Here is a 24,151-nt window from a genome sequence, read left to right as displayed (position 1 = left end):
GTAAAATTCGCGAAGCGTATTTTATCTCGTTGTGACGTAAAAGATATGAGAGGTGCATTTTATGAAATGGAATAAATACACATTGAAGACCCGGACGGAGGCAGAAGATCTCATCAGCAGTATGATGCAGGATGTGGGAATCGAGGGAATTGAGATCGAGGACAAGGTTCCCCTGTCCCAGAGAGAAAAGGAGCAGATGTTCGTGGATATTCTGCCGGAGGGACCGGCGGACGACGGCGTGGCCTATATCAGCTTTTATCTGGAGCCGGATGCGGATCAGGAGGAAATGCTGGACAAGGTACGAGAGGGCCTGAAGGAAATCGCGGGCTGGGGCGTGGATATCGGAGAAGCTACCATTCAGGCATCCGAGACTGAGGACAAGGACTGGATTAACAACTGGAAAGAGTTCTTCCATCAGTTTTATGTGGATGACATTCTGATCAAGCCCTCCTGGGAAGAGGTAAAGCCGGAGGATCGGGAGAAGCTTCTGATTCAGATTGATCCGGGAACAGCTTTCGGAACCGGTATGCATGAGACGACACAGCTGTGTATCCGGCAGCTCCGCAAGTTCCTGACTCCGGAGACCGAGCTTCTGGATGTGGGAACCGGCAGCGGCATTCTGTCCATTATCAGCCTGAAGCTGGGAGCGAAGCACGCGGTAGGAACCGATCTGGATCCCTGCGCGGTAGAGGCTGTAAGGGAAAATATGGAAGTGAATGGCATCGATCCGGCTTCCTTTGAAATGATGATTGGCAATATCATCACAGAGAAAGAAATTCAGGATCGGGTTGGCTATGAATGCTATGATATCGTAGTGGCGAACATTCTGGCAGAGGTACTGGTGCCGCTGACGCCGGTGATTCTGTCCCAGTTAAAGCCGGGCGGTGTCTACATTACCTCCGGTATTATAGACGACAAGGAAGAGCTGGTGGTGGAGACTGTGAAGAAATGCGGCCTGACCGTATTGGAGGTTACCCATCAGGGCGAGTGGGTCAGCGTAACAGCTCGTAAGGAGGAAATGTTAAAAAATTAAAATAATTGACAAATGTGATCAAATGTGTTTAAATGCGCCCAAAGGAGTAAGCTGTTATGAACACACCAAATATCACAAATTACAAGCCAAAAGAGTTTGCTGAATTGTTAGGCGTGTCTGTTAAGACATTGCAACGCTGGGATAGGGAAGGAACTCTAAAAGCAAATCGAACTCCAACTGATAGGCGTTATTGCTTCAATACTCCATGTGTTTTCTTGTAGGTTGTACGGGCTTCGTAAGTATAAAAACCAAATAGAAAAGGATGAGGACATTGCTAAAGAGCTTCAAGACGGAAATAAATCCGACAGAGGAACAGAAAGTTAAGATTCGTAAGACAATAGGAACTTGTAGATATATTTACAACTTCTATCTCGCCCATAATAAAGAACTTCATGACAATGGAGAAAAGTTTATGAGTGGTAAAAGTTTTAGTGTCTGGCTGAACAATGAGTATCTTCCCCAAAATCCAGATAAGTTATGGATTAAGGAAGTCAGTTCAAAATCTGTAAAGCGTTCAATCGAAAATGGTTCTGTCGCATTTACCAGATTTTTCAAACATCAAAGTGGTTTTCCTAATTTTAAAAAGAAAGGAAGCTCTGATGTGAAGATGTATTTCGTAAAGAATAATCCAAAGGATTGCCGATGTGAAAGACACAGAATTAATATTCCATCACTTGGCTGGGTTCGTATGAAAGAAAAAGGATACGTTCCTACTACCAAAGACGGGTATGTGATTAAAAGCGGTCATGTTTCAATAAAAGCTGACAGATACTATGTTTCAGTTCTTATAGAAATTCCAAATAACAAAATAGCCAATCATTCAAAGGAAGGAATTGGCATTGACCTTGGATTAAAGGAATTTGCCATTGTTTCTAATGGTAAAACCTATAAGAATATTAACAAATCTGCAAAATTAAAGAAACTTGAAAAACAGCTGATTCGAGAACAAAGAAGTCTTTCTCGAAAGTATGAAAATTTAAAGAAAGGAGAGTCCACTCAAAGAGCGAATATACAGAAACAAAAACTCAAGGTACAGAAACTTCATCATAAAATAGACAATATCCGTACGGACTATATCAACAAAACAATCGCAGAGATAGTGAAAACCAAACCATCTTATATAACGATTGAAGATTTAAACGTATCAGGAATGGTGAAGAACAAACATCTATCAAAGGCAGTTGCTTCGCAGAAGTTTTATGCATTTAGAACAAAACTTCAAGCTAAATGCAAAGAAAGAGGAATTGAACTTCGTGTAGTAGACAGATGGTATCCATCATCTAAAACTTGTCATTGTTGCGGAGCTATCAGGAAAGACTTAAAACTTTCAGACAGAATCTTCCGATGTGACTGTGGTTATATCGAAGACAGAGATTTCAATGCTGCACTTAATCTGAGAGATGCTACGACTTACGAAGTTGCATAAATAAAGGCAAACGTAGGTATGTACCGTGGGCTTACACGGGAATTAACGACTGTGGAGTGTACAAGAACTTGTGAGTAGATATGATTTTGGTCAATCCAAAGCATACACGACGAAACAGTAAGTAAAACTTGTGAGAGTTTACATTATCTCGATGTGAGTATATTTACACACATTTTGAGTGGCAGCAGTAGGATGCATCGTTTTTTTGCAGAACCCGGTCAGATCGGGGAAAAGGAAATCGTAATCACCGGAGCAGATGTGAACCATATCCGGAATGTTCTGCGTATGCGGACCGGGGAAGAGGTACTGATTGCGGATGGCCGGGGCGCGGAGTACCGCTGTAAGCTTACCGATCTTAGTGAAAATGAGGTGCGCGCCCAGATTCTCTGGAAGCTTGACGGCAATGCGGAGCTTGCCTCAGCCGTTACCCTGTTTCAGGGGCTTCCGAAAAGCGATAAGATGGATCTCATCGTCCAGAAATGCGTGGAGCTGGGAGTGGACCGGATTGTTCCGGTATCCACGAAGCGTGCTGTGGTGAAGCTGGACGCGAAAAAGGAAGAGACACGGCTGAAGCGCTGGAATACCATCTCGGAGAGCGCGGCCAAGCAGTCCGGCCGGGGCGTGATACCCGAGGTCAGCGGCGTCATGTCCTTTGAAAAGGCCCTGGAGGAGGCAAAGAAGCTGGAGGTGCTTCTGATTCCGTATGAGCGGGCTGAGCATATGGCCGAAACCAGGCGGGTCATGGGTGAAATCAGACCCGGCCAGTCCGTAGGTGTTTTCATCGGCCCGGAGGGCGGCTTTGAAGAAAGCGAAGTAGAGGAAGCAGTGGCAGCAGGCGCCAGGGCTATTACACTGGGCAGACGGATTCTGCGGACCGAGACGGCAGGGTTGGCAGTGATGGCTATGCTGGGATATCTGCTGGAGGAGTAAAAAATGGAAATTTATTTAGACAATTCAGCCACCACCCGCTGTTTCCCGGAAGCAGCCAGGCTGATGTATCAGGTCATGACCGAGGACTACGGCAATCCGTCCTCCTTACATCAGAAGGGCGTGGACGCGGAGAAATATGTCCGCGAGGCGAAAGAAATCATTGCGAAAAATCTGAAGGTGGAGCCCAAGGAGGTCTATTTTACCTCCGGTGGAACAGAGAGTGATAACCTGGCGCTCATGGGCGCAGCCCATGCCAATCAGCGGGCGGGAAAGCACCTGATTACCACCCGGATTGAGCATCCGGCCATCCTGAATACCATGAAGGAGCTGGAAAAGCAGGGCTTTCAGGTGACGTATCTGCCGGTGGATGAACAGGGCGTGGTGCGCATCGCGGATCTGGAAGCGGCTCTGACCGATGAAACCATTCTGGTGTCCGTTATGTATGTAAATAATGAGATCGGCGCAGTGCAGCCCATTGAGGAGATTGGAAAGCTTCTGAAAAACCGGGAGAAACCCATTTTGTTCCATGTGGATGCGGTGCAGGGCTATGGAAAGTTCCGGATTCTGCCGAAAAAAATGGGTATTGATATGCTGAGCGTCAGCGGCCATAAGATTCATGGGCCCAAGGGCATGGGAATTCTGTATGTGGACGAGCATGTGAAGATTCATCCGATTCTTTTCGGAGGCGGCCAGCAGAGAGACTTACGCTCCGGTACGGAAAATGTGCCGGGTATTGCGGGGCTGGGCGAGGCGGTAAAAGAGATTTATACAGATTTCAACGAGAAGATGGAGCGGCTGTATGGACTCCGGGAATACTTTGTCGAAGAGATCGAAAAGATAGAGGGAACCATTGTAAACGGACCGAAGGGCAGAGAGGGCGCGCCCCATATTGTCAGCGTCAGCTTTGCGGGAGTACGAAGCGAGGTACTGCTTCATTCTCTGGAGGATAAGGGCATTTACGTGTCCTCCGGATCTGCCTGCGCTTCCAATCACCCGGCGGTCAGCGAGACACTGAAGGCCATTCACGTGAAGAAGGAGCTTCTGGACTCCACGATCCGGTTCAGCTTCAGTGAATTTACGACAAAAGAGGAGCTGGATTACACACTGGAGGCGCTTAGGGAGCTTTTGCCCATGCTGCGCCGGTTTACGAGAAGATAGAAAGGGGAACAACATGTTTTTTCACGCATTTTTGATAAAATACGGAGAAATCGGGATCAAGGGAAAGAACCGGTATCTCTTTGAGGACGCGCTGGTAGCGCAGATCCGCCATGCCCTGAAGCATGTGGAGGGCACGTTTAAAGTAACCAAGGATCAGGGACGTATCTATGTCCACACCGAGGGAGAATATGACTATGACGACGCGGTGGCGGCCATGCGCCGGGTATTCGGTATCGTAGGCATCTGTCCGGTGGTGATTCTGGAGGACGAAGGCTTTGAAAAGCTGGGCGACGATGTGGTGGCTTACTTAAAGGCCCGCTACGGCGAGAATTGTGAGAAAACCTTCAAGGTACAGGCCCGCCGTGCCCGCAAGACTTATCCAAAGGCTTCCATGGAGATGAACGCGGAACTGGGCGGCCGGATTCTGGACGCGTTTCCGGGTATGCGCGTAGATGTGCATGAGCCGGAGCTGATGATTCATGTGGAAGTGCGGGAGCACATTTATCTGTACTCTGACATTATCCCGGGTCCGGGCGGTATGCCCATCGGCACCAACGGAAAATCCATGCTGCTCTTATCAGGCGGTATTGACAGCCCGGTGGCAGGCTACATGGTAGCCAAGCGCGGCGTCAAGATTGACGCGGTATACTTCCATGCGCCGCCCTACACCAGCGAGCGCGCGAAGCAGAAGGTGGTAGATCTGGCGGCAAAGGTGGCCCGTTATACCGGCCCCATTTACCTGTATGTGGTAAACTTTACGGAGATTCAGTTATATATCTATGAGAAATGTCCCCACGACGAGCTGACGATCATCATGCGCCGTTATATGATGCGGATCGCAGAGCGGATCGCGGAGAAGACAGGGTCTCTCGGCCTGATTACCGGCGAGAGTATCGGCCAGGTAGCCAGCCAGACCGTACACAGCCTGGCAGCCACCAACGAGGTCTGCACCATGCCGGTATTCCGTCCGCTGATTGCGTACGATAAGGAAGATATCGTAACGATTTCCAAGCAGATCGATACTTATGAGACGTCGATTCAGCCCTTTGAGGACTGCTGTACGATATTTGTTGCCAAGCACCCGGTAACCAAGCCGAACATCAATGTGATCAAGCGCTCCGAGCAGAAGCTGATGGAGCAGATCGACGAGATGGTAGACAAGGCCATCGAGACGGCGGAGCTGATTGTGGTAGGTTAAAGGGTATAAAGAAACCATACGAGCCGGCTGGGACAATATTGATTATTATCAGGAAAACAAAGGAGATTAACCACATGGGAGTAAATTCAATTGACGCTGAAGACGATCAGTTCGCATACCGTTATGATACCCAGCTTCTGATTGAGCGCAGGGATCAGGACCTGGACGAGGATGAAATTTCCGATTACATCACCGAGCATTTTGAGGGCAACAGCCTGATTGCGGCGGGAGACGAGGATCTGGTGAAGATTCATTTCCATACCAATGAACCCTGGAAAATTCTGGAATACTGCAATTCCATAGGAGAAATTTTCGATATTGTGGTGGAGGATATGATCCGCCAGACTAACGGGCTGCACGGCTAAAAGTGGCAATGACAGAAAGAGGGTGTCGCAGATGACCGCAGAAGAAGTAATACAGGAAGCAGCAAAGCTTTGCAGAAGCTTTCATGCCCAAAGAGTGATTTTATATGGATCCAGGGCAAAGCATACGGCACGGGAGAGAAGCGACATTGACATTGCCGTGACAGGAGTGGAAAAATTTGAACTGCTGGCAGAAAAAATAGAGGAGCTTCCAACTCTTTACAGTGTGGACCTGTTGAATCTGGATACCTGTAAAAATCAGCTGCTATTGGAGGATATCAGGCAATATGGACGAGAAATTTAACAAACGTTTTACATCATTCTGCAATTCCCTGGATGCGCTGGCGGAGGCAAAGCAGAGAGATCTGTCCGATTCCTTTGTTTTAAGCGGAACCAGCGCCAAATTCAGTATTACCTTTGACCTGGCATGGAAAGTCATGAAGGACATCCTGGTGCAATATTATGCCATTACCGGTTTTGTGGCAGGCTCGCCGCGGGAGGTACTTCGGGAGGCTTTCAAGGCAAATTTGATTTCCGATGACGCCTGGATGGAAATGCTGAAGGTGAGAAATGAGCTGACGCATGATTATGACTGCGAAATTGTGAAGGAACACTGCGGCACGATTGTGAAAACTTATATTGATTTATTTTACGAGTTTGAAGCAGTCGTAAAAAAACTGTCGGTTGCGCGATAGTTGGTGGAGGCAACTGCCCGTATCTGCTATGATTCCGGTATCAAAGACAGAACAGGAGGATTCCATCTTATGCTAATCGGAACGATTGTCACTTTCATCAATCTGCTCATTTTCGCGATGATCGTCGGCGGATTGATTTACCTTTTTATCCTGCTGGTAAAAGCTCTGCGGAAATACCTGAAAGCAGAGCCCATCCGCAAAGAAAAGGCAGAGACTGCTCGTACTCTGGGCGAGATCCTGAAAGCCCATCGGGCTGCGTGCAAAATGACGCAGGAATTCGTAGCCGAGGCCCTGGGTGTCAGCCGCTAGGCCGTCTCCAAATGGGAGAGCGGCGCGTCCGATCCCAGCACCGCGAATCTCATCGCCATCGCGGAGCTCTACGGGGTGTCAGCGGAGGAAATACTGCGGGAAGTAAGGAAAGAAGAATAGACCTTGAAAAATCCTCCGCAACTCTGTATACTGAAAGAAGTTGCGAAAAGGGAAGTAAAAGAATCAGCCCGGCATCGCCGGGCTGATTTTTATGTAGAGTGAAAATCTTTGTGAATTATTCTTCCACGATGTACGGTTTCAGAACATTCAGAATGGAATCCAGTTCCTCGTCCGCGTGGATGCTTAAATCAATCGGCTTGGACAGATCCAAGCTGAAGATACCCATAATGGACTTTGCGTCGATGACGTAGCGTCCGGATACCAGATCGAAATCTACATCAAACTTTGTAATATCATTTACAAAGGATTTCACTTTCTCGATAGAATTCAGACAAATTTTGACTGTTTTCATGACAATACCCTCCTGATAATCGCTTACTATAGCTACGATCTTAATACCGGGTGCAGGAAAAGTCAATGGGAAATCACATATTTTTGGAAAGAGGTTGGAAAATGAAAAAAGTAGCGCTTCATAACCTGGGCTGCAAGGTAAACGCATATGAGACAGAGGGCATGCAGCAGATGCTGGAACAGGCAGGCTATGAGATTGTACCCTTTGAGGAGAAAGCAGATATCTATATTGTCAATACCTGCTCGGTAACGAATATCGCGGATCGGAAGTCCCGTCAGATGCTGCACCGGGCGAAGAAACAGAATCCGGAGGGTCTGGTGGTAGCGGTGGGCTGCTATGTACAGACAGCAGAGGCTGAGCTGCGTGAGGATGCTGCGGTAGATTTACTGATTGGAAATAACCGGAAAAAAGATTTGCTGGCGATTCTGAAAGCTTACGAAGAGGGCGTGGACGAGGAAACGGTTATTGATATCAACCACACAAAGGAATATGAAAATATGACGGTCACGAAAACCGCAGAGCATACCAGAGCTTATGTGAAGGTACAGGATGGCTGTAATCAGTTCTGCAGCTATTGTGTGATTCCCTACGCCAGAGGCCGGGTCCGCAGCCGGGAGAGCGCTGACGTCTGCGCGGAAATCCGGGAGCTGGCAGCGGCGGGCTATCGTGAGGTAGTGCTGACCGGTATTCATTTAAGCTCCTACGGTGTGGATTTGGAAGGAGAAAATCTCCTGACCCTGATTCAGGCAGTGGATGGGATAGAAGGTATCGACCGCATTCGTCTGGGCTCCCTGGAACCCCGGATTATCACAGAAGAATTTGCGGAAATGCTGGCAAAGATGCCGAAGTTCTGTCCTCATTTCCACCTGTCCCTGCAGAGCGGCTGCGACGCCACCCTGAAGCGGATGAATCGTCGCTATACCGCGGAAGAATACGCAAAGAGCTGCGAACTTCTCCGGGAAAAATTCGCCCATCCGGCCCTGACCACGGACGTCATCGTGGGATTCCCCGGCGAGACAGAAGAGGAATTTGCGGAGACGGTGGAATTCCTGAAGCGGATTCATTTATTTGAGACCCATATTTTCAAATATTCCAGAAGAAAGGGAACCCGTGCGGCTGTTATGGAGCATCAGGTTCCCGAGCAGATAAAGACCGAGCGCAGCCATGTGCTACTGGCCCTGGATGCAGCGCATTCCAGACAGTATATGGAGGAACTCCGTGGTCAGCAGGTGGAGATTCTGATTGAGGAAAATATGGTGATAGATGGTGTAGAATATCAGGTGGGCCATACAAAAGAATACATTCGCGCAGCGGTTATTTCCGATGAAGATCTGACGAATCAGATTATTACGGCTGTAATTGGAGATACTATAGAAGAACGTTTGTGCGCTGCGAAGCCGTTAAATCGGATCTAGGACTTGTATTTTTGCAAAAGATAGAGTACAATAGTTTGTAGTGGTGTCAGGAGCGTGATGAAAATGAGCAAAATGGATAGCACACAGAATTTCAAAGTATTGCCGGAATCTGAGAACCGGGTAGGGGATATCCTGAACCAGGTATATCAGGCGATGACAGAAAAGGGATATAATCCGGTGAATCAGATCGTGGGTTATATTATGTCCGGAGATCCGACCTATATTACCAGTCATAACAACGCTCGCAGCCTGATTATGAAGGTGGAGCGCGACGAGCTGGTGGAAGAACTTCTGAAAGTTTATATCGAGGCAAAGCTGTAGCAAGGAGTTGTATATGAGAATTCTGGGACTGGACTTTGGTTCCAAGACAGTAGGCGTCGCAGTCAGCGATCCGCTGGGTATTACGGCCCAGCCGGTGGAGATTGTCCGGAGAAAATCCGAGAGCAAGCTTCGCCAGACGCTTGCCAGAATAGAGGAGCTGGCGAAGGAGTACCGGGCCGAGAGCTTCGTGCTGGGACTTCCGAAAAATATGAATAATACCATGGGTGAGCGGGCCGAGAAGTCTCTCGCATTTAAAGAAATGCTGGAAAAGAGAACGGGTCTGCCTGTTGTGATGTGGGATGAACGTCTCACGACTGTAGCAGCCAACCGGGCTATGATGGAAGGCGGTGTGCGCCGGGAAAACCGGGGAGAATTCGTGGATTCTATGGCGGCAGCGTTGATTTTACAGGGCTATCTGGATAGTTTGAAGAATTCGGCAAACAATTCTGATACCGCACAGGCGGAAGATGAGGAGTAACTTACATGGAAAAGATTTCGTTTACTCATAAAGAGACCGGAGAAACCGTGGATTTTTATGTCCTGGAGGAGACACGCCTGAACGGGGTGGACTATATTTTGGTGACAGATTCCCAGGAGGACGACGGGGAAGCACTGATTTTAAAGGATTTATCTTCTGATGGAGACAGTGAAGCTCTTTATGAAATCGTAGAAGATGATCAGGAGCTAGAAAGTGTCATGGGCATTTTTGAGCAGCTTTTGGAGGATGTGGATCTCACCTTGTAAAAATAAGGAAAAAGGAAGGTGATTTCTATGGCAGTAGACAGAGACAGATTTAAAGATTTATTAAAAGAAAAAGGATTTAAAATGACCAGACAGCGTCTGGTTGTGTTGGAGGTGCTGGCGGAGAACCCGGAGCAGCATCTGACAGCAGAAGAAATTTATGAGCGAGTAAAAGTAGAAAATCCGGATATCGGATTGGCTACTGTTTATAGAACAGTTCAGTTATTGTTAGAGCTGGAACTGATTGATCGGATCAATCTGGATGACGGCTTTATCCGTTATGAGATTGGAAGCATCGAGGAGAAGGAACATCACAGATACCATCATTTAATATGTATGAGATGCGGAAAGGTGTCCGCATTTCAGGATGATATGTTGGAAGCGCTTGAGTCGGGGGTCAGAGAAGCGCTTGGATTTCAGGTGATCGATCATGAGGTAAAACTCTACGGATACTGTAAAGACTGTTTGGAAAAGGAACATAAGTAACAGCTATTATTTACAGGAGGAAAGAGTTTGAGAAATATTAACAATTCAAAATTGCGGATCATTCCCCTCGGCGGACTGGAGCAGATCGGAATGAACATTACTGCCTTTGAATTCGAAGACAGTATTATTGTTGTGGACTGCGGAATGGCATTTCCGGAGGATGATATGCTGGGCATCGATCTGGTTATTCCGGATATCAGCTATCTGAAGGAGAATATTCAGAAGGTGAAGGGCTTTGTGATCACCCATGGACACGAGGATCATATCGGAGCCATTCCCTATGTCCTGAAGGAGATCAATGTACCGATCTACGCAACTAAGCTGACTATTGGTCTGATTGATCACAAGCTGAAAGAGCATAATATGCTGAATCATGTGAAACGCAAAGTCATTCAGCATGGTCAGTCTATCAATCTGGGCGCGTTCCGGATTGAGTTCATCAAGACAAACCACAGTATCGTGGACGCGTCTGCGCTGGCGATTTACTCTCCGGCAGGCATCGTCGTGCATACCGGAGACTTCAAGGTAGACTACACGCCGGTATTTGGCGATGCTATCGACCTGCAGCGTTTCGGCGAGATTGGAAAGAAGGGCGTTTTGGCCCTGATGTGCGACAGTACCAATGCGGAGCGTCCGGGCTTCACCATGTCCGAGCGTACGGTCGGCAAGGTGTTCGATGGTATTATGTCCGATCATCAGGATTCCCGTATTATCATTGCAACCTTTGCGTCCAATGTAGACCGCGTACAGCAGATCATCAACTCTGCTTACAAGTATGGACGTAAGGTAGTTATCGAGGGGCGTAGTATGGTCAATGTCATTTCTACAGCATCGGAGCTGGGTTACCTGAGTATTCCGGATAAGACGCTGATTGACATTGAACAGATGAAGAATTATCCGGATAATCAGGTAGTCCTGATTACCACAGGAAGTCAGGGCGAGTCCATGGCGGCTCTGTCCCGTATGGCGGCAAATATCCATAAAAAAGTCCAGATTAAGCCGGGGGATACCGTCGTATTCAGTTCCAAAGCGATTCCGGGTAATGAAAAGGCGGTTTCCCGCGTTATCAATGAACTGTCCATGAAGGGGGCCGATGTCATTTTCCAGGATGCCCATGTGTCCGGTCATGCATGCCAGGAGGAGATTAAGCTGATTTACTCTCTGGTGCGTCCGAAATATGCGATTCCGGTACACGGTGAATACCGCCATCTGAAGGCTCAGGCTGATGTTGCACAGAGTCTGGGGATTCCGAAGGAAAATATTTTTGTAATGACCTCCGGCGATGTGCTGGAGCTGTGTGATGAGAGCGCAAAGATTGTAGATCATGTGCATACAGGAGCGATTCTGGTAGACGGTCTCGGTATTGGCGACGTAGGCAATATCGTACTGCGTGACCGCCAGCATCTGGCAGAAGATGGTATCATGATTGTCGTTATGACTCTGGAGAAATACAGCAATCAGCTGCTTGCCGGACCGGACATCGTATCCCGTGGTTTCGTCTATGTGCGTGAGTCTGAGGATCTGATGGAAGAAGCCAGAAATGTGGTAAATGATGCCGTGAATGATTGTCTCGGCAGAGGTATTTCTGACTGGGGCAAGCTGAAGAATGTCATCAAGGATGCCCTGAATGACTTCATTTGGAAGAAGACGAAGAGAAGTCCGATGATTCTGCCGATTATTATGGAAGTATAGTAACTGATACGTATAAGAGGACCTGGAATGAATACAAAAAAAGCAGCTTTGACAGTACTATCGATTACCTTGAAGATTGTGATTATCGCAGTGGTTGCGCTGGGGATTTTCCGGCTTGGCAGCATGGCGTTTTCTTATGGACATTCCGTATTTCAGGAAGAGGCTGTGGATCCCATGCCCGGAAGAACCATTTCCGTGACAGTACCTGATGGCGTGTCCAAGATGGACATAGCCAGATTGCTGGAGAAAAAGGGATTGGTAGAGGACTGGAAGCTGTTCTATATTCAGGTTCTCTGTTCCAAATATTCTAAGACCATGAAGCCCGGTACCTACACCCTTTCGACGGCCATGAAGCCCCGTCAGCTGATGGCGGTACTATCCGGGGAGGATGTGGAGTTTGACTGGGGACAAGAGGAAGAATCGTAAGTGATAGCAGGAGAGAGAACCACGGCCTATATCAATTCCCTTGATATGGGCAATACAGAGCTTTTAAACCAAATAGAAAAAGAAGCACTGGAGACCTATGTGCCGATCATACGCCGGGAGACGCAGAGCTTTCTGAAGACGCTGCTTGCAGCACAGAAGCCGAAAGTCATCCTGGAGGTAGGAACGGCCATAGGCTTTTCTGCGCTTCTAATGGCAGAATACAGTCCGTCGGACACGCGCATTACTACCATTGAAAAGTATGAAAAGCGGATTCCCATTGCCAAAGAGAATTTCCGGCGGGCCGGACGGGAGGAGCAGATCACCCTTCTGGAGGGTGACGCTGCGGAGATCCTGAAAGGGCTTACCGGAAGCTATGATTTTATTTTCATGGATGCGGCCAAGGGTCAGTATATTCATTTTCTGCCAGATGTGTTCCGGCTTTTGGCACCGGGCGGCATTTTACTTTCTGACAATGTATTGCAGGACGGCGATATCATCGAGTCCCGCTTCGCGGTGGAGCGCCGGGATCGGACCATTCACAGCCGAATGCGGGAATATCTGTATACTCTGACTCACCATCCGGAGTTGACCACATCGGTGTTACCGTTGGGGGATGGTGTAACTGTAAGCGTGAAGCAAGGAAATGATTCAGTGTAACTGTTTTGATAAGGAATGGTTATAAAAAAGGAGCAAGTATGAGTACAGAGAGAAAACCGGAGCTTTTGATTCCGGCCAGCAGCTTGGAGGTACTGAAGACTGCTGTAGTATTTGGCGCAGATGCGGTGTATATTGGCGGGGAGGCCTTTGGTCTGCGTGCCAAAGCCAAAAATTTTTCCGGAGAGGATATGATCGAAGGCATTGCCTTTGCCCATGAGCATGGTGTGAAGGTCTATGTGACAGCAAATATTCTGGCCCATAACCGGGATCTGGAAGGAGTAAGGGCTTATTTTGAAGAGCTGAAAGAGATCAAACCGGATGCATTGATTATCGCGGATCCGGGCGTCTTTATGCTGGCAAAGGAGATTTGCCCGGAGATCGAGCGACACATCAGCACCCAGGCCAACAATACCAATTACCTGACCTATCAGTTCTGGTATCAGCAGGGCGCGAAGCGAGTGGTGTCCGCCAGAGAGCTTTCCATGGAAGAACTGCGGGAGCTGCGGGCACATATTCCGGATGATCTGGAGATAGAGACCTTTGTACACGGGGCCATGTGTATCTCTTATTCCGGCCGCTGCCTCTTAAGTAATTATTTCACCGGTCGGGACGCTAATCAGGGCGCCTGCACCCATCCTTGCCGCTGGAAATACGCAGTGATGGAGGAGAGCCGCCCGGGCGAGTATCTGCCGGTCTATGAAAATGAGCGGGGAACCTATATTTTCAATTCCAAGGATCTCTGCATGATCGAGCATATTCCGGAGCTTCTGGAATCCGGTATTGACAGCTTCAAGATCGAGGGGCGGATGAAGACGGCGCTTTACGTGGCGACGGTAGCGAGAACCTATCGAAAGGCCATTGACGACTGCCTGCAGTCCCGGGAGCTCTACGAGAAAAACCTGCCCTGGTACAAAGAGCAGATTGCGGCCTGCACCTACCGGGAGTTCACCACCGGATTTTTCTATGGAAAGCCGGATGAGAGTTCTCAGATTTACGATAATAATACCTATCAGAAGGGCTACACTTATCTTGGAATTGTTGGAGACGTGGACGCGGAAAACTATATCCACCTGGAGCAGCGGAATAAGTTTTCTGTGGGAGAAATGATTGAGATCATGAAGCCGGACGGAGAAAATCTGGCTGTCAGGGTAGAAGCTATCCTGAATGAAGAAGGCGAAGCCATGGAGAGCGCGCCACATCCCCAGCAGAAGCTGCGCGTGAGATTAAGCGGCAAAGCGGACGCCTGCGATATTCTGAGACGGAAAGAAGCATAGAAAAGCAGTAGCAAGGTATCTATTGCTCTGATTTTAAAACTGAATGTTGCATAAAAAGTAAGGGAACAAGCCTACCTGGCCTGTTCCCTTGCTTTTTCAGGAGAAGATACCGAATCAAAAAGGTTTGTTATGATAAAAACCTTTGAAAGTGAGCGGGTAAAAGAATATACTAGTAGCAAGGGATTGAAGAAAAATAATGGAGAAAGAGATGTGGGGAAGATTGATGAAGTACGATTAGGACTGGAAACAGCATACATCGACGGTTCTGTTGTTTCAAACAATATATATAGACCAGAATTTGTATCCAATAATCACAAAGCAGGAAAGAAAGTATTCTCGTCTATTGAGGATGAGCTTTTGGTATGTGATAGCTTCTAGATAATGAATTAACGCTAAAAAGTATTCTAGTATAGGAACGGGGAGGTTTCCTTCCCCCAAAATATTTTTCTAAAACTTACACATTTTACTTGACAAACCCGACTCAGAAAAGAAAATAGAAGAGAGGATATCGCTCAAAATCATCTAATCTGGTGGTTTTGCGATACCCTCTTTTAGGTTTATATGGATTTTAATACAAAATCTCTTCTGTATCAGTCGTTTGCAACTGCTTCTGCAAATTCTCTTTTGATTTCTGCAAGAAGTTCCGGATCATCCAGGATTTCCTTTCCTGCCATAGCCATCGCACAGACATTTACCATCAGTGCGTCCTTTGCCGGCTGTCGCAGTGTCGCTTCTCTGAATTCCACCGTATGAGTAGAATACACTTCACCCGGCGCCATAATGTTCCAGGAAGGATGAATAGTCGGGCAGACATGGCTCACATTTCCTACATCGGTAGAACCATTGGCTTCTCCCGCCTCTTCGATATCTGTAATGCCTACTTTTGCAAGATTTCTGCACAGACACTCCTGCAGCGCCCGGTTTGTCAGCAGATTGTCATTTCCTGTTTCAAACTCAGTAATTTTAAGCTCTGCTCCGGAAGCTTCGGCACCGGACCTTGCGCAGGCGCAGACTCTCTCCGCCAGATTTTCCAGATAAGATTTACTTGTCGCGCGCACATAGAATTCTGCACATGCGTATTCCGGAATCGTATTTGCGGCAGTGCCTCCGTCCTTTATAATTCCGTGAATTCTTGCAGTCGGCACAATCTGCTGCCTCAGAAGACCTATATTCACAAAGGTTGAGATACACGCATCCAAAGCATTGATTCCCTTTTCCGGTGCAGCTGCCGCATGAGCAGCCCTTCCGAAAAACTCAAAACGGAGTGCTTTCAGTGCAAAAGAGATGCCGCTCTTTACATTTGCACAGAAAGGATGAGAAATCAGTGCTACGTCCACATCATCGAAAGCACCGTCTTTAGAATATTTCACTTTTGCACCGTCAGTTTCTTCCGCAGGTGTGCCGATTACAACAATCCGGCCATGGGAATCTCCCATATGCTCCTTCAGATGAATTGCCGCTCCTGTGGAAAGAGTTCCCATAATGTTATGACCGCAGCCGTGTCCTACCTGCGGAAGCGCATCATACTCCGACAGATACGCAACTGTAGCACCCTCGCCCTTTACATATTCTGCGCGAAAGCCTGTTTCAATACCCAAATAACCGCGCTGCACCTGAAATCCATGCTTTTCCAAAAGTGCCGCATGCGCCGCAGAAGCCTTGTACTCCTCATATCCAAGCTCCGGGTTGTCATAAATATATCGGCTCAGCTCCAAAAGCTCTTCTTTTAATTTGTCATCAACACAATTCATAACTTTTCTCCTTGTTTAGAACGGACCGTAGTTGATTGCTGTAGCAATCATAATAAATACAGTCTCCAACGCCAAAAGGATTCCGCCCAGCGGCAGTACAAATTTATACCATTTGTCCATCGGCAGTTTCATCATACCGCACCATGTTGCAACAGAAGTCGGCCAAATCATATTGGAGAAGCCGTCTCCGAACTGATAAGCAAGAACTGCAACCTGTCTCGGAAGCTCTACCATATCTGCAATCGGAACCATAATAGGCATACTGGTTACAGCCTGTCCGCTTCCGGACGGAATGAAGAAGTTCAGCAGATTCTGCGTAATCAGCATCATAAAGGCAGACAGATACTTGTTGTTGGTATCCGCAATGCCTACAATAGCATTGGTAAAGGTATCTATAATCATACCGTCCTGCATTACCAGAAGAATGGTTTTCGCAACACCGCATACCAGCGCACCGAACATGATATCACGGCAGGCTTCAATAAAAATCTGCGCAATTTCACTGAAATTATATCCCTGAATCAGTCCGACCAGTATCATCATACCGATGAAAAGACCGGCAATTTCATTGATGTACCAGCCCAGCTTGATTGCACCGAACATAATTAAAATTACAGTGATCAAAAACAGCAGCATGCTGATTTTATGTTTAACTGTAAACTCGGTTTTCATCAGTTCTTCTTCGGATAAACCTTCTGCACTGAGTTCCACATCTTTTACAATACTCAGTCTCGGCTCTTTCTGCACCTTTTTCGCATAACGCATCACATACCACATGGATACACACATAAATACTGCAAATACGATACATCTGAACCAAAGTCCTGAAAACATCGGAAGTTCCGCAATGGTATGAGCTACGCCTATTGTAAATGGATTAACTGTCGCAGATGCAAAACCTGTAATAACACCGACATATACCATAGCCCCGCCAACCAGAGCATCATATCGTAATGCCACGGCAATTCCCATAAATACCGGGATAAATCCGAAAGTTTCTTCGGTCATACCGAAAGTGGAGCCGCAAAGCCCAAAAATCAACATAAACAGCGGAATAATAAACATTTTATGTTCGTGCAGTTTTCTCAGCATCGCACCGACAGCAGCATCAAACGCTCCGCATTTCATCTGCATATACACAAAAGCATATGCGAAGAAAATAAAGAAAATAATACCGGAGGAGTCAATCATTGCCTCCTGTACAAGGGTCAGAAGTCTGAACAGTCCCACCGGATTTCCCTCCACTTCGTGATAGGATCCCGGTACAACCAGTGTTCTTCCTGATGCCTCATCTACAACTCTGTCAAATTCACCTGCAGGAACAATCCAGGTCAGGACTGCCATAATTACAATAATAATACCCAGAATAACATAAGTATGTGGGATTTTAAAAGGTTTCTTTTGTTTCTTTTGCTTCTCTTTCATTTCTTGTTCCTTCCTAAATTAATTTTCGCATCCTGTTGTCTGCAAATGTGCTAAGCTGCCATAACGGCGCAAAAGTTCTGCATATTCTTCCTTGTCATAAAAACTGCACACACCTCTTCCGAAGTCTTTTGCCGTTTCCACAAGAAATCTTGCGGCAGCCTCCACATCAGCAAACTGTGTGGTTCCTGTTGCACACCCTGCAACAGCGCTTTCTGTTACAATTGCCAGTCCCACCGTAGGTGCTGCAGTTGCCGTACATGGCTGCAGAATACTGTTCAGATGGTACAAATTATTTGCATAAGGCGTAATATCCTGTGTGCTCAAAGAGAATACCTGTGGCAATCTGCCGGTTACTCTTTCCATAATATTCAGCAAATCTTCACTACATCTTAAAATATACCCTTCTTTTACAGTATTTGAAACTGCGATACCGCGATGATTGATAATTCGATTTCCTTTTGTAGTATCCATCGATACAATCGCATCCAACTCATCAGACACTTCTTCTGCATTCACTTGTGCCATTTCCACCGGCGAATCCATAAACGGAACCGGTTCATGAGGTCTTGTAGGCGCATCGGGACAGATATGAGTGGAAATAATCACATCTCCTTCCAGATAATCTCCGTTCTTCTGCATATCCAGAAGTTTTGCCGCCGCAGAAAGTGCAGCCAGTGCCCCGTCTCCGTCAGAAACAAAACCGGTTACTTCAGGGCGGGCACCGAGTCCTCCCAAGCGACCGAGAAGTCCGATTGTCGGCGCATCCATTCATTTACTCTTTCCTCTTGTTCCCGGAATCTTAATCCGTATCATATCAGTTTTTCCTTTCGGAGCATGTAAAGGATACACTGTTACATCTGCCTGCGGATTAACAGACAACAGATATGCCTTCACTTTTTCATCATCATTTTCCTCCCTGTTTTTTTGTTACTTAAATTTTAGATATTTCTTTCATTTAAGTCAATATACGAAAAATCCGAATAGCATCGTTACTTTTGTGCTTTTTGCACAAATTTATTTAAAAAGTTATCTCCCTGCTGCGACTTCACAGAGTCATTACAAGTTAAATCTTTCATTATTGGTCCTTTCTTTGAGGTATTGGTTACACCTTCAGTGTACAGGATAGAAAGAATAATGTAATGACTTTTTGGTTGTTCTCAATAAGCCACCAGGGGTTGATTTGGATGACCCCATTGTGGCTGCTTTTCCTTTGTAAAAACAGAATAAAACAATGAGCGAATACAGGGATAATATCCTGATTGAAGCATATAATATGTTTTAGAACAGAAAAATGTATCAGGTTGCAAAAATCTTTCCTGAAACCGGCTATACATATTGATTTGAAGGCTATGATATGGTAATGTAGAACAGAAAAATGTATTAGGTTGCAAAAATCTTTCACGAGGAGGTTATCGTATGGAGATTCGTAGAGATTTTTACTTAGATAAATTGATTAGAAGAAAGAATAATGGTTTGATTAAGGTGATTACAGGTATTCGCAGATGCGGAAAGTCCTATCTGCTGAATAATATATTCTATAATCACTTGTTAGAGTCAGGTGTCCCTGCTGACCATATTATTCGTTTTGCTTTTGACTCCGCAGATGACTTGTATTTGATTGGCGAAAGTCTTATCAAGATTGAAAAAGAAAAACGTGGAGTTGATCCGGAGAAATTTATGGCATATATCCGTTCCCAAGTTACCACGGATGGAATGTATTATCTGCTTTTGGATGAAGTTCAGCTGATGGATTGCTTTGAATCTGTATTGAATGGTTATCTGCGTAAAGATAATATGGATGTATTCGTAACCGGAAGTAATGCAAAATTCCTGTCCAAAGATATTGTTACGGAGTTTGCCGGACGTGGAGATGAAGTCCATATGTATCCACTGAGTTTTTCGGAATTTATGTCTGTTTACAGAGGTGACAAGTATATGGGATTGTCTGAATATATGCTTTACGGAGGAATCCCACTGGTTGTTCTTCGTGAAGGTACCGGCGATAAGGCGACAGCATTGCAAAACCTGTTTAGCGAAATTTATATTCGGGATATTTTCAAACGTAACCGTATTAAAAATATTGGAGAACTGGAAGACCTGCTGAATATCCTTTCCTCTGCCATTGGTTCTCTGACCAATCCTGAGAAGTTGAAAAATACCTTTAAGACTGTAAAAAAGTCCAAAATCACTTCGAAAACGATCAAGAAATATCTGGATTGTTTTGAGGATTCTTTCCTTATTGAATTAGCGCAGAGATATGACATCAAGGGTAAGGCATATATTGAAACTCCAAAGAAATACTATTTCTCTGATCTTGGGCTTCGCAATGCAAGGATTAACTTCCGTCAGTTTGAGCAGACACATTCCATGGAGAATGTGATTTATAATGAATTACGTATGCGTGGATACAGCGTGGATGTTGGCGTTGTTACCATTGCGGAGAAAGACCAGGAAGGAAAGGTAACTCGTAAACAGCTGGAAGTTGATTTTGTATGCAATCTCGGTTCTTCCAGATATTATATCCAATCAGCTTATTCATTACCTGATGAAGCGAAACGTACTCAGGAAATCAGACCGTTTAGAAAGATAGACGATTCTTTCAAGAAGATTGTTATTACAAAAGATATTGTACAGCCGTACTATGATAACTATGGTATTTTGACCGTGAATATCTATGATTTCCTTCTTGACCCGCAAATTCTTGAAAAATAATACAATGTAAACTCTTGTTGCGGATATGTAAAGCTGATGTGGTGGAGTTTCTTGGTAGTGTTATCTACAATGAAACCATAGAAGCAAAGGAGGTTTTTAAATGAAGCTATCAGATAAAATTATCGGATTAAAGAAATCTAATGGGATGTCGCAGGAAGATTTGGCTGAAAAGCTGGATGTTTCAAGGCAAGCTATTTCTCGTTGGGAGTCAGGGACTGCGATGCCTGATGCAAATAACATTCTTCAACTCAGCAAGCTGTTTGGTGTTACAACAGATTACTTACTGAACGATGATTACCAAAGTGACAATGATTTGCCAAAAGTAAAAGAAGTTCAAAACGATAATCTTGGTCAGATTATGATCTATCTGGTGACACTTGAAGTGATGATACTTTTGATGCAGTTTATGACAACGTTCATTCTTCAAAATGTGTTTTTTGCATTTCTAAGTTTCCTGCCGTTTGTTGCAGCCATTGGCGGGTTTGAATATACGTATCAGAAGAAAGTATCCAGCGCAACAGAAAAAACGAAAAACTTTCGCAGAAAATTCTATAAAATTTCTGCATGGTTGGGTCTTTATTTCCTAATTAGATTTATCGTAAGCGTTGCGGCAAAATTCTATCCTCGCCCGTACAATACTTTGGTGTTAGAGATTATTATTTTAGTAATCTATATTGCAGCGGCAACTTGTACTAATCTTTTAATAGACAAAAGCCAAAGGAAATAATTAGTGGTATAAGGAACTGGGAAAGGCACTTCACAGTCGGATTTATCATAAGATAAGATAAATCCGCCCGTGAGGTGCCTTTTTTGAAGACGTTTCCGCAACCATTAGAGGCAGAAGAGGAGCAGTATTACTTGCAGAGGCTGAAAGAGGGCGATGGGCAGGCGCGCGATATTCTGGTGGAGCGCAATCTCCGCCTGGTGGCGCATATTGTAAAAAAATACCAGGGAACAGGAGAGGAAACGGAGGATTTGATATCCATCGGGACCATTGGGCTTATCAAGGCTGTGACGACCTTCGACAGTGGAAAGGGGTCAAGGCTTGCAACCTACGCGGCACGGTGTGTGGAGAATGCTATCCTATCATAAACGCGTTTCAGGTGGCAAAAGATGTACCTGTGGGTAACGGGCAGCCATGCTGGCTGGGCTATATCAGATTCCGGTGGAGGATTTGCTGGACGAATATACTCAATTCCTGTATACGGGGCAGGGAAGGTTGATAAGAGAGTATCGGGAAAGGCTGGGACTTCAGAAGAAACCATTTGCGAGACAGCTTGGAATTGATCCGAGAACGCTCAGAGGGTGGGAAAACGAAACGATACGGGTAAAGAGGGGATCATGGGAGAGGTATTTTAAAGAAAGCATTGAAATATCTTAAAAATGTTGTTAGGATTATAAATGAAAATGTAGTATAATAAGGTGAATGAAGTTTGGAGAGGTGAAAATGGAACAGTTTATTTCAAAAGAAATTTTGGACGAGTTATCCTATACATCCACTTTGGGACAAAGCTTAAAACAGATTTCACTAAGCCAGACACCTCTGGAAAAAATAATTCAGGATATTGGAAAATATAGAGCAAACTATGTGGATATTCTGATTCAGGAAAATTTGATTGGATCTCGTTTTAAAAGCGACGATTCTATTTACAGAAAGTATGAAAAAACCTTAAGAAATCACGGTGGATTTAAACAGTGCTTCAATGATGTGTTAGGGTTTCGATTACGCATGGATGAATATCCGCTGAACTTTCCAGAATATTTTAGAGTGGTAGATTTGAGAAAAGGGAAAAAGGTAGACGATGGATATCGGGCAATACATTTATATTATCAAAGAGATAATCTGGCCTATCCGATAGAGATACAGCTTTGGTGCGGTGATGATTTCAAGTTTAATGTATGGAGCCATCGGTACATCTATAAGTATGATACTGCTGAAATTGGAAGAATGATGTATCAGAGCTATAAGGCAGGTATGATACAGAATGAAGAGGAGTTTGTAGAACAGTTGAAAAAATTGAGAGGTGAGTAGAATGGGAGATAAAAAAATCTATGTAATTGCAAAGATTTTTGACAAGCAGGGTTGCATAGCCTACAGTTGCAAAACACCGAATGAGGCAAGATGTCTGCCGGGAACATTGGAAGCGATTCGGGCAGAAGGGGTGCAGATAGTAGTACTGGATTCACCGGATATTTATCCAGAGTATGCACCATATGAATATATAGAGGATATGAAGGAATATATTGATCGGGTTTCAAAGCTGAATGTTGCATAAGAAAAAGTAAGGGAACAAGCCTACCTGGCCTGTTCCCTTACTTTCCCGGAGAAGATACCGAATCAAAAAGGTTTGTTATGATAAAAACCTTTGAAAGTGAGTGGGGAAAAGAATATACTGGTAGCAGGGGATTGAAGAAAAATAATGGAGAAAGAGATATGGGGAAGATTGATGAAGTACGATTAGGATTTGAAACAGCATATATCGACGGTTCTGTTGTTTCAAACAATATATATAGACCAGAATTTGTATCCAATAATCATAAAGCAGGAAAGAAAGTATTTTCGTCTATTGAGGACGAACTTTTGGCATGTGATAGTTTCCAGATAAGCGTAGCATTTATTACAATGAATGGTATTACCCCTCTTCTTCAAACATTGAAAGAGCTTGAGAAGAGAAATATTGAAGGTGAAATTCTTACAACCAATTATTTGAATTTTAGTGAGCCTAGAGCTTTGAAAAAACTCAACGAACTATCCAATATCACACTTAAAATGTATGATGTAGAAGCTGCTAAGGAAGGGTTTCACACAAAGGGTTATATTTTCAAGAAAGAAGAAATTTATCGTATTATTATTGGCAGTTCTAATATCACAAGCGCAGCACTTACGAGTAATAGAGAGTGGAATACAAAGTTAATTTTAACAGAACAGGGAGAAATAGCGCAGGAAATTATTGCTGAATTCAATGAATTATGGAATTCAAACTATGCATTATCGTTTGATGAATTCTATGAGAAGTATAGCGAGCAATATGAGATCATCAAGCACCAGCGTGAGATTGCAAAACAGGAAGAAATCATATCAATTGAAAAATATAAACTGCAGCCAAACAGTATGCAGGTGGGGTTTATTACGAATTTGAGAAAAATTCTTGAGGCTGGTGAGGATAGAGCACTTTTGATTTCTGCGACTGGTACGGGAAAGACCTATGCGTCTGCATTTGCAATGAGAGAACTTGGGTTTAAACGAGTACTGTTCCTGGTTCATCGCGGCCAGTTGGCAAGACAGACAAAGAAGTCTTATGAAAAAGTATTTGCCAGGTCCGTTTCAATGGGATTGGTTGGTGCAGGATACTATGAATATGATGCGGATTATGTGTTTGCGACAGTACAGACATTGAATCGTGATGAGCACCTGCTTCAATATAAAAAAGATGCATTTGACTGTATTGTATTAGATGAAGCTCACCATGTTCCGGCAGATACATATCAGAAAGTGATGAATCATTTTACTCCAAAACTTTGGCTGGGAATGACAGCTGCTCCGGATAAAAGAGATGATAGCATAGAAGGAAGAAATGTTTACGAGCTATTAAGCACTTCGTAGTGTTGTCTGGATCAAATATAAGATTAAGGATAAAGAAGTTTTTGATCGGGCATACAGTTACATT

The 24,151-nt window shown here is 45.1% G+C and carries 28 protein-coding genes and 4 pseudogenes; 28 read left to right on the top strand and 4 right to left on the bottom strand.

What is annotated here, in order from left to right:
* The first annotated feature begins 61 nt into the window (after window positions 1-61).
* The 11 genes and pseudogenes from prmA to ACESZP_RS02270 form a co-directional block, all read left to right on the top strand.
* The gene (gene prmA / locus ACESZP_RS02320; RefSeq protein WP_499707921.1) at window positions 62-1,033 is read left to right on the top strand and encodes a 50S ribosomal protein L11 methyltransferase; all 972 of its coding nucleotides are present in this window, start codon (window positions 62-64) and stop codon (window positions 1,031-1,033) included.
* A 71-nt stretch (window positions 1,034-1,104) separates the two neighbouring features.
* Window positions 1,105-1,224: pseudogene (locus ACESZP_RS02315) on the top strand (MerR family DNA-binding transcriptional regulator); the annotation flags it as partial.
* Between the two features lie 71 nt (window positions 1,225-1,295).
* A complete protein-coding gene (locus ACESZP_RS02310; RefSeq protein ID WP_349164157.1) occupies window positions 1,296-2,459 on the top strand; it encodes an RNA-guided endonuclease InsQ/TnpB family protein in 1,164 nt (387 codons plus the stop codon).
* 192 nt (window positions 2,460-2,651) lie between these two features.
* The gene (locus ACESZP_RS02305) at window positions 2,652-3,389 is read left to right on the top strand and encodes a 16S rRNA (uracil(1498)-N(3))-methyltransferase (RefSeq protein WP_499707920.1); all 738 of its coding nucleotides are present in this window, start codon (window positions 2,652-2,654) and stop codon (window positions 3,387-3,389) included.
* 3 nt (window positions 3,390-3,392) lie between these two features.
* Window positions 3,393-4,547, top strand: a complete 1,155-nt coding sequence (locus tag ACESZP_RS02300) for a cysteine desulfurase family protein (RefSeq protein ID WP_499707919.1) — start codon at window positions 3,393-3,395, stop codon at window positions 4,545-4,547.
* 13 nt (window positions 4,548-4,560) lie between these two features.
* Window positions 4,561-5,745, top strand: coding sequence for a tRNA uracil 4-sulfurtransferase ThiI (gene thiI / locus ACESZP_RS02295; RefSeq protein WP_158362321.1), 1,185 nt, complete (start codon window positions 4,561-4,563; stop codon window positions 5,743-5,745).
* A gap of 74 nt (window positions 5,746-5,819) precedes the next feature.
* Entirely contained in the window at window positions 5,820-6,110 is a 291-nt protein-coding gene (locus ACESZP_RS02290; protein WP_158362323.1) for a fatty acid kinase subunit FakA-related protein, read from the top strand.
* Between the two features lie 31 nt (window positions 6,111-6,141).
* A complete protein-coding gene (locus ACESZP_RS02285) occupies window positions 6,142-6,411 on the top strand; it encodes a nucleotidyltransferase family protein (protein ID WP_349164153.1) in 270 nt (89 codons plus the stop codon).
* On the top strand, window positions 6,395-6,802 hold the full coding sequence (locus ACESZP_RS02280; RefSeq protein ID WP_499707918.1) for an HI0074 family nucleotidyltransferase substrate-binding subunit: 408 nt from the start codon (window positions 6,395-6,397) through the stop codon (window positions 6,800-6,802). The genes ACESZP_RS02285 and ACESZP_RS02280 overlap by 17 nt, the downstream gene beginning before the upstream one ends.
* Window positions 6,803-6,871: 69 nt before the next feature.
* Complete coding sequence (locus tag ACESZP_RS02275; protein WP_499707917.1) at window positions 6,872-7,111, top strand: hypothetical protein; 240 nt, start codon at window positions 6,872-6,874, stop codon at window positions 7,109-7,111.
* Window positions 7,112-7,123: 12 nt separating this feature from the next.
* Window positions 7,124-7,231, top strand: a pseudogene (locus tag ACESZP_RS02270) (helix-turn-helix domain-containing protein); the annotation flags it as partial.
* 115 nt (window positions 7,232-7,346) lie between these two features.
* Here the strand turns inward: ACESZP_RS02270 and ACESZP_RS02265 are convergent.
* On the bottom strand, window positions 7,347-7,583 hold the full coding sequence (locus ACESZP_RS02265; protein WP_440323147.1) for an HPr family phosphocarrier protein: 237 nt from the start codon (window positions 7,581-7,583) through the stop codon (window positions 7,347-7,349).
* Window positions 7,584-7,684: 101 nt separating this feature from the next.
* Here ACESZP_RS02265 and mtaB point away from each other — a divergent pair, with 101 nt between their 5' ends.
* From mtaB to ACESZP_RS02215, 10 genes are all read left to right on the top strand, one after another.
* Window positions 7,685-8,998, top strand: coding sequence for a tRNA (N(6)-L-threonylcarbamoyladenosine(37)-C(2))-methylthiotransferase MtaB (mtaB, locus tag ACESZP_RS02260; RefSeq protein ID WP_178040212.1), 1,314 nt, complete (start codon window positions 7,685-7,687; stop codon window positions 8,996-8,998).
* A gap of 63 nt (window positions 8,999-9,061) precedes the next feature.
* Window positions 9,062-9,319, top strand: coding sequence for an IreB family regulatory phosphoprotein (locus ACESZP_RS02255; RefSeq protein WP_158362340.1), 258 nt, complete (start codon window positions 9,062-9,064; stop codon window positions 9,317-9,319).
* A gap of 13 nt (window positions 9,320-9,332) precedes the next feature.
* Window positions 9,333-9,797: a Holliday junction resolvase RuvX gene (gene ruvX, locus ACESZP_RS02250; RefSeq protein WP_349164148.1), complete on the top strand. Its 465-nt coding sequence runs from the start codon at window positions 9,333-9,335 to the stop codon at window positions 9,795-9,797.
* A 5-nt stretch (window positions 9,798-9,802) separates the two neighbouring features.
* Complete coding sequence (locus ACESZP_RS02245) at window positions 9,803-10,063, top strand: DUF1292 domain-containing protein (RefSeq protein WP_178040214.1); 261 nt, start codon at window positions 9,803-9,805, stop codon at window positions 10,061-10,063.
* A gap of 27 nt (window positions 10,064-10,090) precedes the next feature.
* Window positions 10,091-10,546, top strand: a complete 456-nt coding sequence (locus ACESZP_RS02240) for a transcriptional repressor (protein ID WP_178040215.1) — start codon at window positions 10,091-10,093, stop codon at window positions 10,544-10,546.
* Window positions 10,547-10,573: 27 nt separating this feature from the next.
* Window positions 10,574-12,238 (top strand): ribonuclease J, encoded by a 1,665-nt coding sequence (locus tag ACESZP_RS02235; protein WP_349164147.1) that lies wholly within the window; start codon window positions 10,574-10,576, stop codon window positions 12,236-12,238.
* A 27-nt stretch (window positions 12,239-12,265) separates the two neighbouring features.
* Window positions 12,266-12,664: an endolytic transglycosylase MltG gene (locus ACESZP_RS02230; RefSeq protein ID WP_178040217.1), complete on the top strand. Its 399-nt coding sequence runs from the start codon at window positions 12,266-12,268 to the stop codon at window positions 12,662-12,664.
* Window positions 12,665-13,321, top strand: a complete 657-nt coding sequence (locus ACESZP_RS02225; protein WP_499707912.1) for an O-methyltransferase — start codon at window positions 12,665-12,667, stop codon at window positions 13,319-13,321.
* Between the two features lie 38 nt (window positions 13,322-13,359).
* Complete coding sequence (locus ACESZP_RS02220) at window positions 13,360-14,595, top strand: peptidase U32 family protein (RefSeq protein ID WP_499707911.1); 1,236 nt, start codon at window positions 13,360-13,362, stop codon at window positions 14,593-14,595.
* A 129-nt stretch (window positions 14,596-14,724) separates the two neighbouring features.
* A complete protein-coding gene (locus ACESZP_RS02215; RefSeq protein ID WP_499707910.1) occupies window positions 14,725-14,973 on the top strand; it encodes a hypothetical protein in 249 nt (82 codons plus the stop codon).
* A gap of 212 nt (window positions 14,974-15,185) precedes the next feature.
* Here the strand turns inward: ACESZP_RS02215 and ACESZP_RS02210 are convergent, their stop codons facing one another.
* The 3 genes and pseudogenes from ACESZP_RS02210 to ACESZP_RS02200 form a co-directional block, all read right to left on the bottom strand.
* Window positions 15,186-16,346, bottom strand: coding sequence for a M20 family metallopeptidase (locus ACESZP_RS02210; protein ID WP_158362354.1), 1,161 nt, complete (start codon window positions 16,344-16,346; stop codon window positions 15,186-15,188).
* Window positions 16,347-16,361: 15 nt separating this feature from the next.
* Window positions 16,362-17,771 (bottom strand): YfcC family protein, encoded by a 1,410-nt coding sequence (locus ACESZP_RS02205; RefSeq protein WP_499707908.1) that lies wholly within the window; start codon window positions 17,769-17,771, stop codon window positions 16,362-16,364.
* Between the two features lie 18 nt (window positions 17,772-17,789).
* Window positions 17,790-18,671: pseudogene (locus tag ACESZP_RS02200) on the bottom strand (DUF1177 domain-containing protein); the annotation flags it as partial.
* A 516-nt stretch (window positions 18,672-19,187) separates the two neighbouring features.
* Here ACESZP_RS02200 and ACESZP_RS02195 point away from each other — a divergent pair.
* The 7 genes and pseudogenes from ACESZP_RS02195 to ACESZP_RS02165 all read left to right on the top strand — a co-directional run bounded on the left by ACESZP_RS02195 (window position 19,188) and on the right by ACESZP_RS02165 (window position 24,087).
* Complete coding sequence (locus ACESZP_RS02195) at window positions 19,188-20,483, top strand: ATP-binding protein (protein WP_499707906.1); 1,296 nt, start codon at window positions 19,188-19,190, stop codon at window positions 20,481-20,483.
* Window positions 20,484-20,583: 100 nt separating this feature from the next.
* On the top strand, window positions 20,584-21,210 hold the full coding sequence (locus ACESZP_RS02190; RefSeq protein ID WP_499707905.1) for a helix-turn-helix domain-containing protein: 627 nt from the start codon (window positions 20,584-20,586) through the stop codon (window positions 21,208-21,210).
* An 83-nt stretch (window positions 21,211-21,293) separates the two neighbouring features.
* Window positions 21,294-21,569: pseudogene (locus ACESZP_RS02185) on the top strand (sigma-70 family RNA polymerase sigma factor); the annotation flags it as partial.
* 88 nt (window positions 21,570-21,657) lie between these two features.
* Window positions 21,658-21,864: a helix-turn-helix domain-containing protein gene (locus tag ACESZP_RS02180; protein ID WP_262670638.1), complete on the top strand. Its 207-nt coding sequence runs from the start codon at window positions 21,658-21,660 to the stop codon at window positions 21,862-21,864.
* 66 nt (window positions 21,865-21,930) lie between these two features.
* Window positions 21,931-22,515: a nucleotidyltransferase family protein gene (locus ACESZP_RS02175; protein WP_499707903.1), complete on the top strand. Its 585-nt coding sequence runs from the start codon at window positions 21,931-21,933 to the stop codon at window positions 22,513-22,515.
* A 1-nt stretch (window position 22,516) separates the two neighbouring features.
* Window positions 22,517-22,759, top strand: coding sequence for a DUF6718 family protein (locus tag ACESZP_RS02170; protein ID WP_158362368.1), 243 nt, complete (start codon window positions 22,517-22,519; stop codon window positions 22,757-22,759).
* 77 nt (window positions 22,760-22,836) lie between these two features.
* Window positions 22,837-24,087 carry a DEAD/DEAH box helicase gene (locus tag ACESZP_RS02165; protein ID WP_499707902.1) on the top strand — a complete coding sequence of 417 codons (1,251 nt, stop codon included), beginning with the start codon at window positions 22,837-22,839 and terminating at the stop codon, window positions 24,085-24,087.
* The last annotated feature ends 64 nt before the right edge of the window (window positions 24,088-24,151 follow it).

The organism is Candidatus Dorea massiliensis AP6 (assembly GCF_964245105.1).
Lineage (GTDB): Bacteria > Bacillota > Clostridia > Lachnospirales > Lachnospiraceae > Laedolimicola > Laedolimicola intestinihominis.
Note: the sequence above shows the minus strand (reverse complement) of the source record. Positions and strands in the feature narration are given on the sequence as shown.

Coding starts and splice junctions, on each gene's coding strand:
- prmA (WP_499707921.1), top strand. CDS start 62: ATGAAATGGAATAAATACACATTGAAGACCCGGACGGAGGCAGAAGAT.
- ACESZP_RS02310 (WP_349164157.1), top strand. CDS start 1,296: ATGAGGACATTGCTAAAGAGCTTCAAGACGGAAATAAATCCGACAGAG.
- ACESZP_RS02305 (WP_499707920.1), top strand. CDS start 2,652: ATGCATCGTTTTTTTGCAGAACCCGGTCAGATCGGGGAAAAGGAAATC.
- ACESZP_RS02300 (WP_499707919.1), top strand. CDS start 3,393: ATGGAAATTTATTTAGACAATTCAGCCACCACCCGCTGTTTCCCGGAA.
- thiI (WP_158362321.1), top strand. CDS start 4,561: ATGTTTTTTCACGCATTTTTGATAAAATACGGAGAAATCGGGATCAAG.
- ACESZP_RS02290 (WP_158362323.1), top strand. CDS start 5,820: ATGGGAGTAAATTCAATTGACGCTGAAGACGATCAGTTCGCATACCGT.
- ACESZP_RS02285 (WP_349164153.1), top strand. CDS start 6,142: ATGACCGCAGAAGAAGTAATACAGGAAGCAGCAAAGCTTTGCAGAAGC.
- ACESZP_RS02280 (WP_499707918.1), top strand. CDS start 6,395: ATGGACGAGAAATTTAACAAACGTTTTACATCATTCTGCAATTCCCTG.
- ACESZP_RS02275 (WP_499707917.1), top strand. CDS start 6,872: ATGCTAATCGGAACGATTGTCACTTTCATCAATCTGCTCATTTTCGCG.
- ACESZP_RS02265 (WP_440323147.1), bottom strand. CDS start 7,583: ATGAAAACAGTCAAAATTTGTCTGAATTCTATCGAGAAAGTGAAATCC.
- mtaB (WP_178040212.1), top strand. CDS start 7,685: ATGAAAAAAGTAGCGCTTCATAACCTGGGCTGCAAGGTAAACGCATAT.
- ACESZP_RS02255 (WP_158362340.1), top strand. CDS start 9,062: ATGAGCAAAATGGATAGCACACAGAATTTCAAAGTATTGCCGGAATCT.
- ruvX (WP_349164148.1), top strand. CDS start 9,333: ATGAGAATTCTGGGACTGGACTTTGGTTCCAAGACAGTAGGCGTCGCA.
- ACESZP_RS02245 (WP_178040214.1), top strand. CDS start 9,803: ATGGAAAAGATTTCGTTTACTCATAAAGAGACCGGAGAAACCGTGGAT.
- ACESZP_RS02240 (WP_178040215.1), top strand. CDS start 10,091: ATGGCAGTAGACAGAGACAGATTTAAAGATTTATTAAAAGAAAAAGGA.
- ACESZP_RS02230 (WP_178040217.1), top strand. CDS start 12,266: ATGAATACAAAAAAAGCAGCTTTGACAGTACTATCGATTACCTTGAAG.
- ACESZP_RS02220 (WP_499707911.1), top strand. CDS start 13,360: ATGAGTACAGAGAGAAAACCGGAGCTTTTGATTCCGGCCAGCAGCTTG.
- ACESZP_RS02215 (WP_499707910.1), top strand. CDS start 14,725: ATGATAAAAACCTTTGAAAGTGAGCGGGTAAAAGAATATACTAGTAGC.
- ACESZP_RS02210 (WP_158362354.1), bottom strand. CDS start 16,346: ATGAATTGTGTTGATGACAAATTAAAAGAAGAGCTTTTGGAGCTGAGC.
- ACESZP_RS02205 (WP_499707908.1), bottom strand. CDS start 17,771: ATGAAAGAGAAGCAAAAGAAACAAAAGAAACCTTTTAAAATCCCACAT.
- ACESZP_RS02195 (WP_499707906.1), top strand. CDS start 19,188: ATGGAGATTCGTAGAGATTTTTACTTAGATAAATTGATTAGAAGAAAG.
- ACESZP_RS02190 (WP_499707905.1), top strand. CDS start 20,584: ATGAAGCTATCAGATAAAATTATCGGATTAAAGAAATCTAATGGGATG.
- ACESZP_RS02175 (WP_499707903.1), top strand. CDS start 21,931: ATGGAACAGTTTATTTCAAAAGAAATTTTGGACGAGTTATCCTATACA.
- ACESZP_RS02170 (WP_158362368.1), top strand. CDS start 22,517: ATGGGAGATAAAAAAATCTATGTAATTGCAAAGATTTTTGACAAGCAG.
- ACESZP_RS02165 (WP_499707902.1), top strand. CDS start 22,837: ATGATAAAAACCTTTGAAAGTGAGTGGGGAAAAGAATATACTGGTAGC.